At 73.5% G+C, this 15889-nt stretch carries 12 protein-coding genes; 8 read left to right on the top strand and 4 right to left on the bottom strand.

All coding sequences use genetic code 11. The features are described 5' to 3' along the window. Positions 1 to 59: 59 nt before the first annotated feature. The 3 genes from ACWGJ2_RS11535 (at position 60) to ACWGJ2_RS11525 (ending at position 2928) form a co-directional block, all read left to right on the top strand. Complete coding sequence (locus ACWGJ2_RS11535) at positions 60 to 716, top strand: GAF and ANTAR domain-containing protein (protein ID WP_453345855.1); 657 nt, start codon at positions 60 to 62, stop codon at positions 714 to 716. A 395-nt stretch (positions 717 to 1111) separates the two neighbouring features. Next, positions 1112 to 1687, top strand: coding sequence for a GNAT family N-acetyltransferase (locus ACWGJ2_RS11530; protein WP_453345854.1), 576 nt, complete (start codon positions 1112 to 1114; stop codon positions 1685 to 1687). A gap of 8 nt (positions 1688 to 1695) precedes the next feature. Beyond that, on the top strand, positions 1696 to 2928 hold the full coding sequence (locus ACWGJ2_RS11525) for a GTP-binding protein (protein ID WP_453345822.1): 1233 nt from the start codon (positions 1696 to 1698) through the stop codon (positions 2926 to 2928). Between the two features lie 15 nt (positions 2929 to 2943). On the opposite strand, the gene ACWGJ2_RS11520 is transcribed toward ACWGJ2_RS11525, so the two are convergent. Continuing rightward, positions 2944 to 4350 carry an FAD-binding oxidoreductase gene (locus tag ACWGJ2_RS11520; protein WP_453345821.1) on the bottom strand — a complete coding sequence of 469 codons (1407 nt, stop codon included), beginning with the start codon at positions 4348 to 4350 and terminating at the stop codon, positions 2944 to 2946. A gap of 532 nt (positions 4351 to 4882) precedes the next feature. Between ACWGJ2_RS11520 and ACWGJ2_RS11515 the strand changes: the two genes are divergently transcribed. From ACWGJ2_RS11515 to ACWGJ2_RS11500, 4 genes are all read left to right on the top strand, one after another. After that, on the top strand, positions 4883 to 5473 hold the full coding sequence (locus ACWGJ2_RS11515) for an EF-hand domain-containing protein (RefSeq protein WP_453345820.1): 591 nt from the start codon (positions 4883 to 4885) through the stop codon (positions 5471 to 5473). 2 nt (positions 5474 to 5475) lie between these two features. Further along, positions 5476 to 8115, top strand: coding sequence for a glutaminase A (glsA, locus tag ACWGJ2_RS11510; RefSeq protein WP_453345819.1), 2640 nt, complete (start codon positions 5476 to 5478; stop codon positions 8113 to 8115). Positions 8116 to 8298: 183 nt separating this feature from the next. Beyond that, on the top strand, positions 8299 to 9552 hold the full coding sequence (locus ACWGJ2_RS11505) for a GDSL-type esterase/lipase family protein (protein WP_453345818.1): 1254 nt from the start codon (positions 8299 to 8301) through the stop codon (positions 9550 to 9552). Positions 9553 to 9555: 3 nt separating this feature from the next. Beyond that, positions 9556 to 9759, top strand: coding sequence for a hypothetical protein (locus ACWGJ2_RS11500; RefSeq protein WP_453345817.1), 204 nt, complete (start codon positions 9556 to 9558; stop codon positions 9757 to 9759). A gap of 122 nt (positions 9760 to 9881) precedes the next feature. On the opposite strand, the gene ACWGJ2_RS11495 is transcribed toward ACWGJ2_RS11500, so the two are convergent. Beyond that, positions 9882 to 10637 carry an aspartate/glutamate racemase family protein gene (locus tag ACWGJ2_RS11495; RefSeq protein WP_453345816.1) on the bottom strand — a complete coding sequence of 252 codons (756 nt, stop codon included), beginning with the start codon at positions 10635 to 10637 and terminating at the stop codon, positions 9882 to 9884. 170 nt (positions 10638 to 10807) lie between these two features. Continuing rightward, the gene (locus ACWGJ2_RS11490; RefSeq protein ID WP_453345815.1) at positions 10808 to 13450 is read right to left on the bottom strand and encodes an ABC transporter permease; all 2643 of its coding nucleotides are present in this window, start codon (positions 13448 to 13450) and stop codon (positions 10808 to 10810) included. A gap of 261 nt (positions 13451 to 13711) precedes the next feature. Here ACWGJ2_RS11490 and ACWGJ2_RS11485 point away from each other — a divergent pair, with 261 nt between their 5' ends. Beyond that, positions 13712 to 14932 carry a sensor histidine kinase gene (locus ACWGJ2_RS11485; protein WP_453345814.1) on the top strand — a complete coding sequence of 407 codons (1221 nt, stop codon included), beginning with the start codon at positions 13712 to 13714 and terminating at the stop codon, positions 14930 to 14932. Positions 14933 to 14951: 19 nt separating this feature from the next. Here the strand turns inward: ACWGJ2_RS11485 and ACWGJ2_RS11480 are convergent, their stop codons facing one another. After that, on the bottom strand, positions 14952 to 15761 hold the full coding sequence (locus ACWGJ2_RS11480; RefSeq protein ID WP_453345813.1) for a class I SAM-dependent methyltransferase: 810 nt from the start codon (positions 15759 to 15761) through the stop codon (positions 14952 to 14954). Positions 15762 to 15889 lie beyond the last annotated feature (128 nt).

The raw sequence follows: 15889 nt of genomic DNA, 5'->3' as shown, positions 1-15889 counted from the left end.
GAGAGGTGGCGGACGTGGAGGACGGTTCCTGGGAGGAGCTGACCACGGCACTGGCCGACATGGCACGTGATCTCCTGGCCCAGGAGTCCGTCCAGAAGACCCTGGACAGGGTCGTGGCGCACGCCGTGGATCTGGTCGACGGCTGCGAGGCGGCCGGGGTGCTGACACTGAACGGCAAGCGCGTGGAGACGCTCGCCGCGACGAGTGACCTGGTGCGCACGTCGGACCGCATTCAGGGCGAGGTGTTCGAGGGGCCCTGCCTGGACGCCACACGTCGGCTCACGGAGGTCTACAAGGTCGAGGACATGACCACCTCGGTGGACCGGTGGCCGCGATACGCGCCACACGCCCGCGAGCTGGGCATCGGCAGCATGATGGGCTTCCTGCTCTTCACCGAGAACGACAACCTCGGCGCCCTGGACATGTACTCCACCCGCCCGCACGCCTTCACCGGCCGCTCCGAGCACGTCGGCTGGCTGCTGGCCTCCCACGCGGCCGTGGCCTTCTCCAGTGCCCGTACGCACACACAGCTCCACGCGGCCCTGGACACCCGGCACGACATCGGTGAGGCCGTCGGCATCCTGATGGAGCGCTACAAGCTCAGCGAGGACCAGGCGTTCGGGGTGCTGAAGAAGAGTTCGCAGGACCATAACCTGAAGCTGCGCGACGTCGCTCGCACCGTGACAGAGACGGGCGGGGTCCCCGGGGCACGCTGATAAGGCTCCAGGGCCATTCAGCAGACCCCGGGGGGCGGCTCCACGGGCTGCCGTTACCGAACCAGTGAAGCCTGAGCCGCTCCCATGCCCGGGCACAAGACCGGCCTCACCGACGAGTGACCAGCGGAGGGGACCTCACACTTCGCGGGCGGCACGAATACACACCGCGTCCCGCCGGAGACACCGGTGACGGTGCCGACGAGGTGTGACGGCGCCGGAGAGGTGACGGTGCCGGAGAGGCGCGCGTTTTCGACAACGATTTTCATGTAGCCTCGTACGCGGCCACTCCACCCCTGACCACGGAGAGCGAGACGAGCCGCGTGAACACTGCGCCGCGCCCCGCGCACACCCCTGACACCACCCGCCCTGCCCGCACCGCTCACCTCCCGGACCCGCTGGACCCCGTGCACACGGGCCCGTACACGGTGCGCGAGGCGACGCCCGACGACGCGGCGGGAGCGCGGAGCGTCATGCTCGACACCTTCTACCGCGAGTTCGACTACGGCTACGTCCCCGCATGGCACGAGGACGTCATCGACGTGCAGGGCACCTATCTCACCGACCCCCGGCACCTGCTCATCGTGGCCACGCGGGACGACGAGGTCGTGGGCACCACCGCGCTCCACTCGCGCGGCCCGGCCAGCCCGCCGCACCCGGCCTGGATCGCCGAGCGCTACCCGTCGGGACCCACCGCGCAGTTGGTGCGCGTCTACGTGCGCCCCGAGCACCGCCGCCACGGGCTGGCCCGCACGATGGTGGGCATGGCCTGCGACTTCGCGGCGAGGCGCGGCGACTACGACTGCGTGTACCTGCACACCAACGTCGACATCCCGGGTGCCGAACCCTTCTGGCACAGCGTCGCCAAGGAGATCTGCGACGCCCGTGCGACGGGGGAGCACGGGCCGGGCTTCGGCACCGTCCACTTCGAGATCCCCCTCCCCCACGTCCACGTCCCCTCCGCCCCCCGGTGAGCACCGCCATGCCGCACTCCCCCGCCCCTGCCCCTGTCTCCGCGCCCGCCGACGGGCGGCTGCCCGTCACCGTGCTGTCCGGCTTCCTCGGCGCGGGTAAGACGACCCTCCTCCACCACATCCTCACCAACCGCCACGGCCTGCGGGTGGCCGTCATCGTCAACGACATGAGCGAGATCAACATCGACGCCTCGCTCGTACGGGACGGAGCCGCGCTCTCCCGTACGGAGGAGCGGCTGGTGGAGATGACCAACGGCTGCATCTGCTGCACCCTGCGGGACGATCTGCTCGTGGAGGTCGAACGCCTCGCGCGCGCCGGGAGGTTCGACTACCTGCTCATCGAGTCGAGCGGCATCTCCGAGCCGATGCCCGTGGCCGCGACCTTCGCCTTCGCGCGGGACGACGGCGCCTGCCTCACCGACGTCGCGCGGCTGGACACCATGGTCACCGTCGTGGACGCCGTCGGCTTCCGCGCGGAGCTGGCACGCGGCGACGACCTCACCGAGCGCGGTCTCGCCCCGGTCGAGGACGACGAGCGTACGGTGAGTGATCTGCTCGTGGACCAGGTCGAGTTCGCCGACGTGATCCTGCTCAACAAGACGGACCTCGTCGACGAGGACACCGCCCGGCGCCTGGAAGCGGCCCTGCTGCGGCTCAACCCCTCCGCCCATGTCCACCGCACCGTACGCGGTGTGATCACGCCGGAGCCCGCGGGCGGCACCGTGGCGGCGCTGCTCGGGACCGGGCTGTTCGACCTGGCCAAGGCCGAGCAGGCGCCCGGCTGGGTGGCGGAGCTGAACGGCGACCACGTGCCGGAGACCGAGGAGTACGGCATCTCCTCACTGGTCTTCCGCGACGACCGCCCGTTCCACCCCGGCCGCCTCTGGGACCTGGTCACGGGCCCGCTGGACGACGGCACCTTCGGGACGGTGCTGCGCTCGAAGGGGTTCTTCACGCTCGCGAGCAGGCACGCCGTCGCCGGGCTGTGGTCCCAGGCGGGGCCCGTGGCACGCTTCGAGCCCTCGGGACTCCACGAGCGCGTCAGCAGCCAGGAACTGGTCTTCATCGGCACCGGGCTGCGCCGCGCGACGCTGCGTGCGGCGCTGGAGTCCTGCCTGCTGACGGACGCGGAGACGGCGGGCGGCCCGGACCTCTGGGAGTCCCTGGAGGACCCCTTCCCCGTCTGGGACACCCACCTTCACCACACGGTCCACCACGCGTCACCGGCCGGGCAGCGCTGAACCTATAGGTGCCCCCTAGCCGACGGGCACGTCCTCCGCGCCCTCCGGGTCGATGACCTTGCCCGGGTTGAGGATGCCGTGCGGGTCCAGCGCGTTCTTGACGGCGCGCTGCATGGCCAGCACGGCGGGGCCCAGCTCGCTGTTCATGCCGCGCTTCTTCAGCACCCCGACACCGTGCTCGCCGGTGACCGTGCCGCCGAGCGCGATGGCGTCGTCGAGGATGACCTCGAACGCGCGCTGCGCGCGGACGCGGGCCTCATCGTCCCCGTGCGGGGTGATGATGAGCGGGTGCAGGTTGCCGTCGGCCGCGTGGGCGATGTTGGCGATCCGCACATCGTGCGCGACGGCGGTCCGCTCGATGCGGGCCAGCATCTCCGGCACCAGGGCACGCGGCACGCACACGTCCTCCGTGAGCACGGGGCTGAGCCGCTCCAGCGCCGGGTAGGCCAGCCGCCTGGCCTGGAAGAGCGCGTCGGCCTCCTGCTGGTCGGAGGAGCGGGCCGCCCAGGTGGCCCCGGCCGCGGTGAAGCACTCCAGCATCCGCTCCGCCTCGGCCTCGCCCTCGGCCCCTGGTGTGTCGCAGCGGCCGAGGAGCACGACGTCCGCGTCGGCCGAGAGGCCCATGTTCTTCCAGGCGTCGACCGCCGCGAGGCAGTGCCTGTCGACGAGTTCGAGCGCGGAGGGGACGACACCGGCCGCGATGACGGCGCTGACGGCCTCGCCCGCCGCGACCACGGAGTCGAAGTAGCCCGCGACGGTGCGCTCGGGCGGGCGCTGGTTCCGCAGCCGTACAGTGATCTCGGTGATGATCCCGAGCGTGCCCTCGGACCCCGTCAGCAGGCCCCGAAGGTCGTACCCGGCCACGCCCTTGGCGGTGCGCCGCCCCAGCGAGACGATCTCGCCCTCACCGGTGACCACCTCCATGGCCAGCACGTAGTCGCTGGTGACGCCGTACTTGGCGCAGCACATCCCGCCCGCGTCCGTGGCCACGTTGCCGCCGATCGTCGACCAGGGCGAGCTGGCCGGGTCCGGCGGGTACCAGAGGCCGTGCTCGGCGCAGGCGGCGCGCAGGTCGTCGTTGACGACGCCGGGCTGGACGACGGCGAGCCGTTCGGCCGGGTCGATCTCCAGGACGGCGTTCATCGCCTCGAAGGAGACGACGACCGAGCCGTCCAGCGCGTTCGCCCCTCCCGACAGGCCCGTGCCCGCGCCGCGCGGTACCACCGGCACCCCGCGCTCCAGGCAGTACCGCACCAGCTTGCGCACCTCGTCGGCGGACCGTGGACGCACCACCGCCGCCGGTTCTCCGTACGGCGCCCACTCGGCCTCGTCGTGCCGGTACCCGGCCATGCTCTCCGGGTCCGTGACAACCCGTGACCCCGGCAGGATCCGCGTCAGCGCTTCCGCCACCGTCTCCGCCATGCCCTGGCCACCTCCTCGCTCGGCTTCCTCGCGCGGCGCGTGCTTCTCCCGCGCCGCGCGGACCCTCATCATCTGCCTTCGGCCGCGAAGGGCCGCCCTCGGGGTGCCGCTCCGCGTGCGGGGCGGAGACGGGGCGGAGACGGCGCGTTTCTCTCCCGGATTTCCCGAATTCCCCGGAAAGGCGGCTCCGGATCACAAGGGGCGCCAACCGGGACGGTATCCGATCGCCCACCCATTGTTGAACACGGGAAGACGCCGTGGGCTTTTTCAACACATCTCCGGGACCTCTCCGGGACTATTCCATAAGGTCATGAGGCACATTCACGATAAGGCCACGCCGCCGCGCGTGCCCGGGACGTCAATTCCATGACGCCGCCCCGTACGAGCCCGACACCGGCAGCTCGCGAGTGCGTCCCACGCGCCCCGCGCAGGTGGCCGGGCCGGATCGGACCGGGCTCCCCCACAGCGGGGACGGGCGTCCCGCCGCGGCGCGCCGAGACCCAAAAAGCACAGAGAACGGAAAGGTTCTCGTATGCCCCCCGCACCACAACCAGCCACCCGCGAAAGCCGCCATATGCGCCGCTTCGAGCTGATGGACACCGATGGCAACGGAACACTGGAGGAGTCCGACTACACGCGAATCGCCGACCGTCTCGTCGCGGCTTCCGGAGCGCCCGAGGACGCCCCGGAGGCGGAAGAGGTGCGGCGCCACTATCTGACGCTGTGGCGGACACTCCGCGCGAAAGGCGACGTCGATCTCGACGGAAAGGTCACCCCGGAGGAATACCGCGCCTCGGTGGTGCAGTCCTTCGTCGACGGCGACGGTTACGACCAGTTGATGACCCCCCTGGCCCAGGCGGTCGTCGCGCTCTTCGACGACGACGGGGACGACGCGCTCACCCACGACCAGTACCTCGCCATGACGGGAGCGCTCGGGCTGGAGCCGGACAGCGCGGCGGAGGCGCACGGGATCATGGCCGACGAGGACGGCAAGGTCCCGGCCCGTCATTTCCTGGAGGCGCTGCGGGAGTTCTACGTCGCACCGGCACCGGGGCCGGCCGGTTCCGTCCTCTTCGGCAGTCCCGGCAGTCCCGGCAGTCCCGGCAGTCCCGGCAGCCTGTGACCGTGGCCGCGGACCGCCACAGCGGGGAGGTGCCCGCCGTCGTGAGGACGGCGGCCGACACGGCCCGTGGGGTGGTGGGTTCGTGGGCGTTCGGCGCCGCCGTACTGGCCTCGATCACCGGGAACGCGATCGTGCTGGGCCTGGAGACCTACGATTCGGCGATGGCCCGCTGGGGCGAGTCGGCCGCGCTGCTCCAGCACCTCTTCCTGGGGCTGTTCGCGCTCGAACTCGCCGTCCGCGCCCTCTCCTACGCCGACCGGCCGCGCGACTTCTTCCGCGAGGCGTGGAACGTCTTCGACCTGTTCCTGCTCGTCGCCACGCTGATGCCCTTCGCCAGCGCCAACGCGAGCGTGCTGCGGCTGCTGCGCCTCGCACGGATCCTGCGCGCCGCGCGCATGCTGCCCCATGTGCGGCTGATCGCCTCGGCCGTGGGCCGCAGCCTGCCCGGCACCACCGGGTTCCTCGTGGTGGGCGCGCTGGTGCTCTACCTCTACTCGATGATCGGCTGGATGCTCTTCGCCGAGGCCGACCCCGAGCACTACGGCTCCGTCGGCCGGGCCGCGCTCACCCTCTTCCTGCTCATCACCCTCGACGGGCTGAGCGACATGGTCCGCACCGGGCTGAGCGTCTCCGAGTGGACGGTCCCCTACTACGTCTCCTTCGTGCTCTTCGCCTCGTTCGTCCTGGTCAACACGCTCATCGGCGTCGTCCTCACCTCCTTCGAAGAGGCGCGCGAGGCGACCCGCTCGGCGGACACGAAGCGCAGGCGGGAACGGGGCGGCGGGAAGCGGCGGCGCGCGCCCGTCTCCCTGCGCAAGCCAGAACCGGAAGCGGAACCGCGTACGGAACCGGAAGCGGTTCCCGTGCCCCCACCCTCGCACCCGACCACCCCGCCCAACCCCGTGCCCCGAAAGGAAGCTCCCGTGCCCACCCCCTCACGTCCTACTGCCCTCGCACGCCGCGCCGCGGCCAACGGCTCGGCCTCCACGCGGAGTACGGCCTCCCCCGACCCCGACCCCGACCCCGGCCCCGGTCCCGGCGCCCGCCCCGATTCCGGCCAGGACGCCCTCCGTACCCTCTTCGACGCCTTCGACGACGACGGGAACGGCACGCTCTCCCGGTCCGAGCTGGCCTCGCGCTTCACCGCGGCGGGCATCCTCGACGACGACCCCCGCATGGAGCGCACCCTCGCGGCCACCCGGGGTGGCGAACGGGAGCTGGACTTCGACGAGTTCGCCTCCCTCGTCCGTGAGCACAGCGGGCTGCTGCGCCGCGTGCTGCGGGACGATCTGGCCGTGCCCGACTTCCCGCTCCTCGCCCAGGAGATGGACGAGCTGCACGAGGAGCTGCTGGAGGTGCGCGACGGGGCCGTCGCCGACTACATCCCGGGGCTGGCCCGGGTGGACCCCGACTCGTTCGGCACAGCGCTGTGCACCGTGGACGGCCAGCGCCATCTGATCGGCGACACGCGCACCCCGTTCTGTGTGCAGTCGGTCTCCAAGACCGTCAGCTACTGCCTGGCCCTGGAGGAGCACGGCATCGAGCCGACGCACCGGCACGTGGGCCGCGAGCCGAGCGGCCGGGGCTTCAACGAGGTCACGTTCAACCAGCAGGGGCTGCCCCACAACCCCATGATCAACGCGGGCGCGATCATGACCTGCTCCCTCGTGCACACGGGCGCGGACACCTCGGATCGCTTTGAACACGTGGAGAAGACCTGGGAACGGCTCGCCGGAGGCCGCCGTCCCGGCTTCAACAACAGCGTCTACCTCTCCGAACGCGCCACGGCCGACCGCAACTTCGCGCTCGGCTATCTGATGCGCGAACAGGGCGCCTTCCCCGAGGACGTCGATCTGGCGGAGACCCTGGACTTCTACTTCCAGTGCTGCTCCATCGAGGCGGACGCGGACATGCTGTCCGTCGTGGCGGCCACCTTCGCCAACGGCGGCGTGTGCCCGCTCACCGGGGAGCGGATCTTCAAACCCGAGACGGTGCAGTACTGCCAGTCGCTGATGACCTCGTGCGGCATGTACGACTTCTCCGGCCAGTTCGCGTTCACCGTCGGACTGCCCGCCAAGAGCGGTGTCTCGGGGGCGCTGATGGTCGTGGTCCCACAGGTGATGGGCATCTGCGTGTGGTCGCCCCGGCTCGACGAGCAGGGCAACTCGGTGCGGGGCGTGGAGTTCTGCCGCCGCATGGTGGAGAACTATGTCGTCCACCCGCACGACGCGGCCGAGGGCCAGTCCGACCGCCGCGACATCCGGCGCCGCAAGGACCAGACCGCGCTGGAGTCCGTCACGGCGCTGTGCTGGGCCGCGGCGCAGGGCGACGTCGACGAGCTGCGCAGGCTGCTGGCCACGGGCGCCTCGCCCGACGCGGGTGACTACGACGGCCGTACACCGCTGCACCTCGCGGCGGCCGAGGGGCGCGACGAGGCGCTGCGCTTCCTCTTGGACCACGGCGCCGATCCCTCGCGCACCGACCGCTGGGACAACACACCGCAGGACGACGCGGAACGCGAGGGGCACACGGAGACGGCGCGGACGCTGTGCGAGGCGCGCCCCGAGCGGCGGTCCGGGGCGCGTCCGCCGCGTCGCTCCGGCGAGCGGGACACGCGGCGGCCGGGCGCCGGCCGCCGCTGACGGGCCGCTGACGGGCCGGGGCGCGGCGCCGCTCCGGGGTCGCTCGGGGTGGGTGCCGTACGCCACGGGGTACGCGGGTACGGGTAAGCGTGTGCGAGGGGCCGCCCGCCCCTCGCACCGCCGCCCCCCTCGCACCGTCGCCCCACCGCGTCTCCGCGTCCGTCGCGTCCCCTGGAGCCGGCCTTGCCCCGTCCGACCGCCCCCGCCCTCGCGCCCGTCCCCCTCGGCCCCGGAGGACCCGTCGTCCTGCGGGGTGCCCTCGACGTCGAGCGAACCGCGAACGGGCTGCTCCCGCACCGGCTCCCGGCCCGTGCCAGGGCCCAGTTCCCCGACGCGTTCGTGGCCCTCATGGACGAGCAGCCCAGCGGCGTACGGCTGGCCTTCCGTACCGAGGCCACCGCGGTCGAGCTGGACGTGCTGCCCACCAAGACGGTCTACAAGGGCGCGCCGCCGGGGCCCGACGGCGTGTACGAACTGCTCGTCGCGGGGCACCCGGCGTGGCGTACCCGCGTGCCCGGGGGCGATGTCCTCACCCTCGACATGGCCACGGGCGGCATCAGCACGGCCCGGGGCCGCCCGGGAACGGCCCGCTTCAGCGGGCTCCCGCGCGGCGACAAGGACGTCGAGATCTGGCTGCCGCAGGCGGAGCGGACCGAGCTGATCGCCCTGCGCGCCGACGCGCCCGCGCGCCCGCCGACGCCCACGGGGCTGCCGCTGTGGGTGCACCACGGCAGCTCCATCAGCCACGGGGCCGAGGCCGAGGGGCCCACCGGCACCTGGCCCGCCGTCGCCGCCGCCCGCGCGGGCGCCGAGCTGGTGAACCTCGGCCTGGGCGGCAACGCCCTGCTCGACCCCTTCACGGCGCGCGCCCTGCGCGACACGGAGGCCGACCTCATCAGCCTCAAGATCGGCATCAACCTCGTCAACACCGACGCGATGCGCCTGCGCGCCTTCGGCCCGGCCGTGCACGGCTTCCTCGACACCGTCCGCGAGGGGCACCCCGGCATCCCGCTGCTGGTCGTCTCCCCGATCCTCTCCCCCTTCGTGGAGGAGCGCCCCGGACCCACGGCACCCGACTTCGAGGCGCCCGAGCCGCGCTTCCGCGCGTTCGGTGACCCGGAGGACGTCGCGTCGGGCCGCCTGACCCTGCGGGTCATCCGCGCCGAGCTGGAGCGGATCACCGCGCTGCGCTCGGCCGAGGACCCGGACCTGCACTACCTCGACGGGCGCGCGCTCTACGGGGAGCGGGACTTCGCGCGGCTGCCGCTGCCCGACGGGCTCCACCCCGGCGCGGAGGGCCACCGGCTCATCGGGGGACGCTTCGCGCGGCTCGCCTTCGGCGACGGCGGCCCCTTCGGTCCGCTCGGTCCCTCCGGCCCCCTTGTGCCCGGCCGGGACGCCCCGGATGCGGAGCCCTCCGGAGAGGCGCAACCTTGAGGTATGACTCCGCCCGTCGTCGTGCACGAACCGTCCCCCGAGGGAGGGCGGGACGTCACGGCCGGAACTGAACTGCTCGGCCGGGCCTACGAGCCCGAGGACGTGGTCAGGTTCCTGCGGCGCGCCGGGCTGACCGACGAGCAGATCCAGCTCGACGACGCGAACCTCGTCGAGTGGCGCGGTGGCGGTGCCGAGGTGTGGCGCTGACGTGCTCCCCGGGCCGCCGGAGCCCTGGAGTCACGGGCCGGGCCGGGTCCGCCCGCGCCTGTGCCCGCGCCCGCTGACCGGCTCGCGCCGCGCGCTTCGCGCCGCCCGCTCCGGGGCACCCGTCAGAGCAGTCGCAGGACGCGTTCGTCCCCGGCGTGCGCTTCGGGGCCCTCAGCGAGGAACCCGGTGAGCGCGAACGAGGCGAACAGGCCCGCAGCCGCCACCGGGTCGACGCTGCGGATGTCCCACTCCCGCAGCAGGCGCGGGCCCAGTCCGATGGTCGCCATTCCGGTGCAGGCGAGGACGAGCACGTCGGCGCCCGCGTCCTCGACGAGCTGCCGGGCAGCGCGTACCGCCGCGCGCCCGCCCTCCTCCGTCAGCAGAGCCGTGGTGTCGTGGACGCCCTCGGGCCGGAGATGGCCCACGAAGCGGTCTCCGAGCACGTCCATGACCGCGGGCGGCACCGTGTCCGTGATGCCCAGTACCCCGATCCGGCCGCCCATGGCGAGCGCGACGGCCGCCGCGGACGAGCCCGCGCCGATCACGGGGACGCTGACGGCCGCCCTGGCGCGCTCCAGCGCCGGATCGGCGGCGCAGCTCACGATCAGGACCGCCGCTCCCCCGTCCGCCATCTCGCGGGCCAGCCGCTCGATCTTCGGCTCGGCGAGGTCCGCCGTACGGTCGCTGTGGATGCCGTGCGGCTGGTCGGGGATGCACCGGGAGACGGTCGCGAAGCCGTAGCGCTCCTCCAGTGCCCTGCCGTGTGCGTCGACGAACGCCGGATCGTCACTGGTGAGGACGCGGATGACGCCGACGTGCCGGCCGGGTGCCGGGGACGAGGGGAGCGGGCGTACGGACGGGGTGTGCGGGGCGGTCATGCTGGGCTCCCTGGGGGCGGCCGGACAGCGGGTCGGGGCGGATTCGGACGAGTTCGGGCCGGTTCGGGCGGGAGGTGCGGCTCGGGCCGGTCGGACGGCAGCACTGTGCTGACGGGGGCGCCGCGCGCACAAGGTTTTCTCTGAATGCGGGAAGCCCTGGGAGGGGGCGGCTACTCGGTGTCCGCCGACAGGGCCCGCAGCATCGGTGTGCGCGCCGCCTGGCGGCCCGGCCACAGGGAGGCGAGGACGCCGATGGCGACGGACGCGGCGAAGAACGCGCCCAGCCGCCCCCACGGCATGACGAGCACCGCGCCCTCCTCGCTCGCCACGGCGGCGGCGCCGAGGACGGCGCCCGCGAGGAGACCGAGCCCGGAGCCGAGGAGGGAGACGACGACGGACTCGATGCGCAGGACGGAGCCGACCTGCCGCCGGTCGAGGCCGAGGGCGCGCAGCACCCCGATCTCCCTCACCCGTTCGAAGACGGCCATGCTCATGGTGTTGACCACGCCCAGCGCTCCGATGAGGACGGCGACGCTGAGCATCGCGTACATGATGTCGAGCAGCGGCGCGAACGGGCGGGCCGCCTCCTCGCCCGCGTCGGCGCGGTCCTGGACGAGGAGCACCGGGTTGTCCAGCGCCTCGCGGATGTCCTCCTTGACCGTGCCCGCCTGCCCGGGTGCCGTCTTGACGAGGACGGACTCGATGAAGGCCCCGGGCGAGCCGTCGCCGGTCCCGGAAGCGGCACCGGAACCCGGACCGGAACCGGAGCCCTCCCCTGACCCCGCGGTCTCCCCGGACAGCTCGGCGGCCGGGACGAGGGCCGGGCCGAGGTCCTCGGGTCCTTCGTAGACGGCGACGACGGGCAGGCTCCCGCTACGGGCGCCCTCCCCCAGCGCCCCGGAGACCCGGGAGCCCGGCTTCCAGCCGTGGGCGCGCGCCGTCTCGCTGGTGACGGCGATGCCGTGGCCGAGGTCGTCGAGCGAGCCCCGTACGACCTTGAGCCCCGCGGCACGCTCCACGGTGTGCGGGTCCACTCCCACCACGGGCAGCAGTTCGTCGCCGCGCATCCGCAGGTCCCCCTGGACGAGCGGGGTGGCGGCCTCGGCGCCGGGGACGCGGGCGACGCGCCCGGGGACGTCCGCTCCGATGTCGGCGAAGTCCACGGCCTTGACGCGGATGTCCGCGACCATGGCGGCCTCGGCGTCCCGCGTGGCCATGTGGCTGAGCGAGGAGACGGCCACCGTGATCGCCGCGACCAGGGCGAGGCCGACCATGAGCGCTGTCGCGGTGGCCGCCGTACGCCGCGGGTTGCGCCGCGCGTTGGCCACGGCCAGCGTGCCCCGGACACCGGCGAGCCTGGTCAGGGGCGCGCGCAGCACCCGGGTCACGCCGAGCGCGGTCAGCGGGGTGAGGATGATCAGGCCGATGAGCAGCACGGGCACGGCCGCGGCGAAGAGGTTGTTGTCCTGTATCGCCGCGAGGACCAGCAGCGCGCCGAACCCGGTCACGCAGGCCCCGATGATGCCGCGCCGTCGCAGCGAGTCGGGCGTCGGTGGCCGCACCGTGCGCAGGGCCGCGACCGGGGGCACGGCGGAGGCGCGGCGCGCGGGCAGGTAGGCGGAGAGCGCGGTGACGCCGATGCCGACGGCGAACGCCGCGAGCAGGGGCATGGCGGCCAGCGGCCTGAGCGCGGCGCGCGGGGCCCCGGCGGTGTCGAAGAGCGTGCCCAGTGCCTCGGCCACGCCGATGCCCAGGAGGTGGCCCAGGGCGGAGGCGAGGGCGCCGATGAGCACCGCCTCGGTCAGCACCAGCCGTTCGATGTACCCACGGGTGGCGCCGATCGCGCGCAGCAGGGCGTGTTCGCGGGCGCGCGCCGCGCTGAGCATGGTGAACGTGTTCGCGACGAGGAACGTCGAGACGAGCAGCGCGATCCCCGCGAAGATCAGCAGGAGCGTGCTGAGCTTCTGGCTGTCGGGGCGCGCCGCGGTCTCCGCGTCCAGCTCGGCCCTGGTGACCGTCTGGAGCGAGGAGGGCAGCAGCTTCCCGGCCCGCTCGGCGAGCGCCGCGTCGGAGGTGCCGCGTGCGGCGGTGAGGGTGAGGGAGGCGTATGTGTCGGGGGCGGGCGCGAAGAGCCGGGCCGCGGTGTCCGCGTCGAAGGCGGTGAGGGTGCCGCCGGAGGCGAGCCGGGGGTCGTGCGCGGTGAAGACGCCGACGAGGCGGGCCGTGCGCACCTCGCCCTCCACGACGACGCGCACGCGCTGGCCCACGCGGGCTTTCGCGCGCTCGGCCGTGGCGCGGTCGAGGGCGATCTCGCCGGGGCCGCGCGGCCCGTGGCCCTCGGCGAGCGGATAGCGGGGGTCCTCGCCGCCCTTCCCCGCCGGACCGGGCTGCTGGGGTACGTAGTTGACGCCCGCGGCCGAGGCCATGTCGCCGACGGGGGTGCCCTCGGCGCCGACGACGAAGGTGCTGCCCTCCAGGGTGCCGCGCGCCGCCGCGGCGCCCGGCAGCGCCTCCAGTCGGTGGAGCAGGTTGTCGTCGAGCGCCTGCGCCCCGCCGTCCTCCGGGTCGGCTGAGGGGTCCGGCCGCACCTCGACGGAGACGTCGGGCCGCGCCTGCGTGAGCGCGCGGTCCATCACGTCGGAGACGGACTGACCGTAGAGCAGCGAACCGCTGACGCACGCGACGCTCAGCACCACGGCGAGCGCGGGCAGGGCGAAGCGGCGCCTGTGCGAGAGCACGCCGCGCACGGCGGCGCCGAGGGCGCGGAACAGGGCAGACATCAGGGGCGGTGACAGGGCTGACTTGGTCGGCATCGGCTGCTTCCAGGCACGGTGGAGGAACGGACAGGGGCAGGCGGAACAGGCCCGGGTGAGGGGCGGGAGAGGACAGGGAGGGGGTAAGGGGGGAAGGTGCCGGACCGGCGGACTCAGGACCGGTCCGGCCCTTCGATCATGGGCCGCCGGGGCCCGGCGGCGTATCCACCGGAATACCGAGACCGCGCGCACCCCGCCCTTCCCCGTGTCGGCCGAAAGTCCGAGGTGGTGAAGCGGGCCGCTGCCGTAGCGTCGGGTGCCATGATCAACGCATTCCGGGCCCGGCCACTCGCCCAGCAGATCCTGTTCGCGCTCACCGGTGCCGCGGTGGCCGCGCTACTGGTGGCGGAGGGGCTCGACACCGGGTTCGCGCCGACGGCCGTGGCGCAGGTCGTCAGCGGAGCGCTGTGCGTGGTGGCCCTGTGCGTGCCCCCGGCGCGCCTGCTGACGTACGGCGCGGTGGCCGTGGCCGCCTCGTGCGCGGTGTCCGTGGTGACCACACATCTGGCGCACCGGCCCGAGCACACGCCCGGGGCGACCGAACTGGCGGCGCTCCTGCTGCTGACGGCGCGCGGTTTCCGACTGCACTCGCTGCCGCGTGGCATCGTGCTGGCGGGGGGCGCGGCCGTGGCGGCGGGCCTGGTCCCGCTGCGGCTGCCGCACGCCGAGTACGAGAAACTGGCCATGTTCTGGCCCCCCGTCTTCCTGCTGGCCGTGGCCCTGACGGCGGTCCTGGGGCTCTATCTGCGGGTGACCGACATCGTGCGTGCCCGTGACCGCGAGGCCGTACGTCAGGCGCAGCGCCTCGAACACGCCCGTGAGCTGCACGACTTCGTCGCGCACCACGTCACGGCGATCGTCGCGCAGACCAAAGCGGTGCGGTTCACGACGGCGCACGGGCAGGGTCCTGCCCCCGAGGAGCTGGACCGGATGCTCGGGGGGATCGAGGAGGCGGGCGCGCAGGCGCTGGACTCGATGCGCGGGATGGTGACCGTGCTCCGTGGCTCCGGCGCCTCGGCGGGCGCCGACGGCGACGGCGATCCCACCGGCTTCGCGGCGCTGCGCGGCCTCACCGAGGACTTCGCCCGCAGCGGCCCGCCCGCCACCCTCGCGCTCGATCCGCGCCTCGCGGGCCGCGCGCTGCCGCCCGAACTCACGACGACGGTGCACCGGGTGGTGCGCGAGGCGCTGACGAACGTACGCAAGCACGCCACGGACGCGCGACGGGTCACCGTGGACGTGCGGGTACGGGCCGAGGCGCCCGACCGCCTCGCCGTGTCCGTGACCGACGACGGCGATGACAGCGGCGACGGCGGCGACGGCGGCAGCGGTGCCGGTGCCCGCTCAGGGGTCGGGTCAGGGTTCGGGCTGATCGGGCTGAGGGAGCGCGTCGAGGCGGTGGGCGGGCGACTCGACGCCGGGCCGCAGCCGGGAGGCGGCTGGGAGGTCGCCGCCGAACTGCCCCTGCCAGCCCGCGCGTAGACGGCCCGCGCAGTACGGCTCAGGCGACCCGAGCCCGAGCGGTGAGGACGGGCTGGAAGAAGCCGCTGCTCTCGGAGGTCCGCCACACCAGGTCGGTGAAACCCGCGTCGGCGGCGAAGCCGGTCAACTGGCGCTGGGTGAGGGCCCAGTACGTGGCCCGTCGCACGCGCACGCGCCACTCCCCGCCCTTGGGCCCGTCGGGTACGAGTTGGAAGTGCTCCAGGTCGTAGCGCTCGCCGTCCTCGTGCCAGTGCCACAACTGGAACGTGATGGTCCGCCCGGCCCGCCCGTCGGACTCCGTGCGCGGCGTGGACACCTGCGGCGGGGCCGAGGTGGGCCGGGTGCGCAGGATCTCGTCGTACGGGCGGGTGCTGAGCAGCAGCAGTCCCCCGTCGCGCAGAACCCGCCGCATCTCCGCCAGAGCGGCGCGCACGTCCGGCGCGCTGAGCAGGTGGGGCAGGGAGTTGTCGGCGCTCACCACGACGTCGAACCGCCCGTCGGAGAAGGGCAGCCGCCGCATGTCGGCCGCGGCGGCGCCGGTCAGGCCGACCCCCCGCAGTGCCGCCTCCCGCACCGCGCGGGTGACGGCGGCGACGCTGAGGTCGGTGCCCGTGACGCGGTGGCCGCGCAGGCCGAGCCCGATCGCCTGGGTGCCGATACCGCACGAGCAGTCCAGCACCGGGACACTGCCCCGGCCCAGCTCGGCGCGGATCATCGCGTCGAGGGCCACACCCTGCCGGGCCATGCCCGCGTCCCAGTCGGCGTAGACGAGGTGGTAGTCGTCCGCGAGCTGGTCGTAGAAGCGCGCGACCGGTGAGGTCTCGGGCATGCCGTCAGGCTAGGGGCTTCAAAGTAGCGTCGTCCGGCCGCCAGGCCGGGGGCCGCCGGGGGCACCTCCCAGCGGTAGCTGGGGGAGTCTGGTGCGTGCGGTCGCAAGGCGGAGGGAGGAAAGCGCAG

This window comes from Streptomyces sp. NPDC054796 (assembly GCF_053611545.1).
Note: the sequence above shows the minus strand (reverse complement) of the source record. Positions and strands in the feature narration are given on the sequence as shown.

Coding starts and splice junctions, on each gene's coding strand:
- ACWGJ2_RS11515 (WP_453345820.1), top strand. CDS start 4,883: ATGCCCCCCGCACCACAACCAGCCACCCGCGAAAGCCGCCATATGCGC.
- ACWGJ2_RS11480 (WP_453345813.1), bottom strand. CDS start 15,761: ATGCCCGAGACCTCACCGGTCGCGCGCTTCTACGACCAGCTCGCGGAC.
- ACWGJ2_RS11535 (WP_453345855.1), top strand. CDS start 60: ATGGCACGTGATCTCCTGGCCCAGGAGTCCGTCCAGAAGACCCTGGAC.
- ACWGJ2_RS11490 (WP_453345815.1), bottom strand. CDS start 13,450: ATGCCGACCAAGTCAGCCCTGTCACCGCCCCTGATGTCTGCCCTGTTC.
- ACWGJ2_RS11500 (WP_453345817.1), top strand. CDS start 9,556: ATGACTCCGCCCGTCGTCGTGCACGAACCGTCCCCCGAGGGAGGGCGG.
- ACWGJ2_RS11520 (WP_453345821.1), bottom strand. CDS start 4,350: ATGGCGGAGACGGTGGCGGAAGCGCTGACGCGGATCCTGCCGGGGTCA.
- ACWGJ2_RS11485 (WP_453345814.1), top strand. CDS start 13,712: ATGATCAACGCATTCCGGGCCCGGCCACTCGCCCAGCAGATCCTGTTC.
- ACWGJ2_RS11495 (WP_453345816.1), bottom strand. CDS start 10,637: ATGACCGCCCCGCACACCCCGTCCGTACGCCCGCTCCCCTCGTCCCCG.
- ACWGJ2_RS11525 (WP_453345822.1), top strand. CDS start 1,696: ATGCCGCACTCCCCCGCCCCTGCCCCTGTCTCCGCGCCCGCCGACGGG.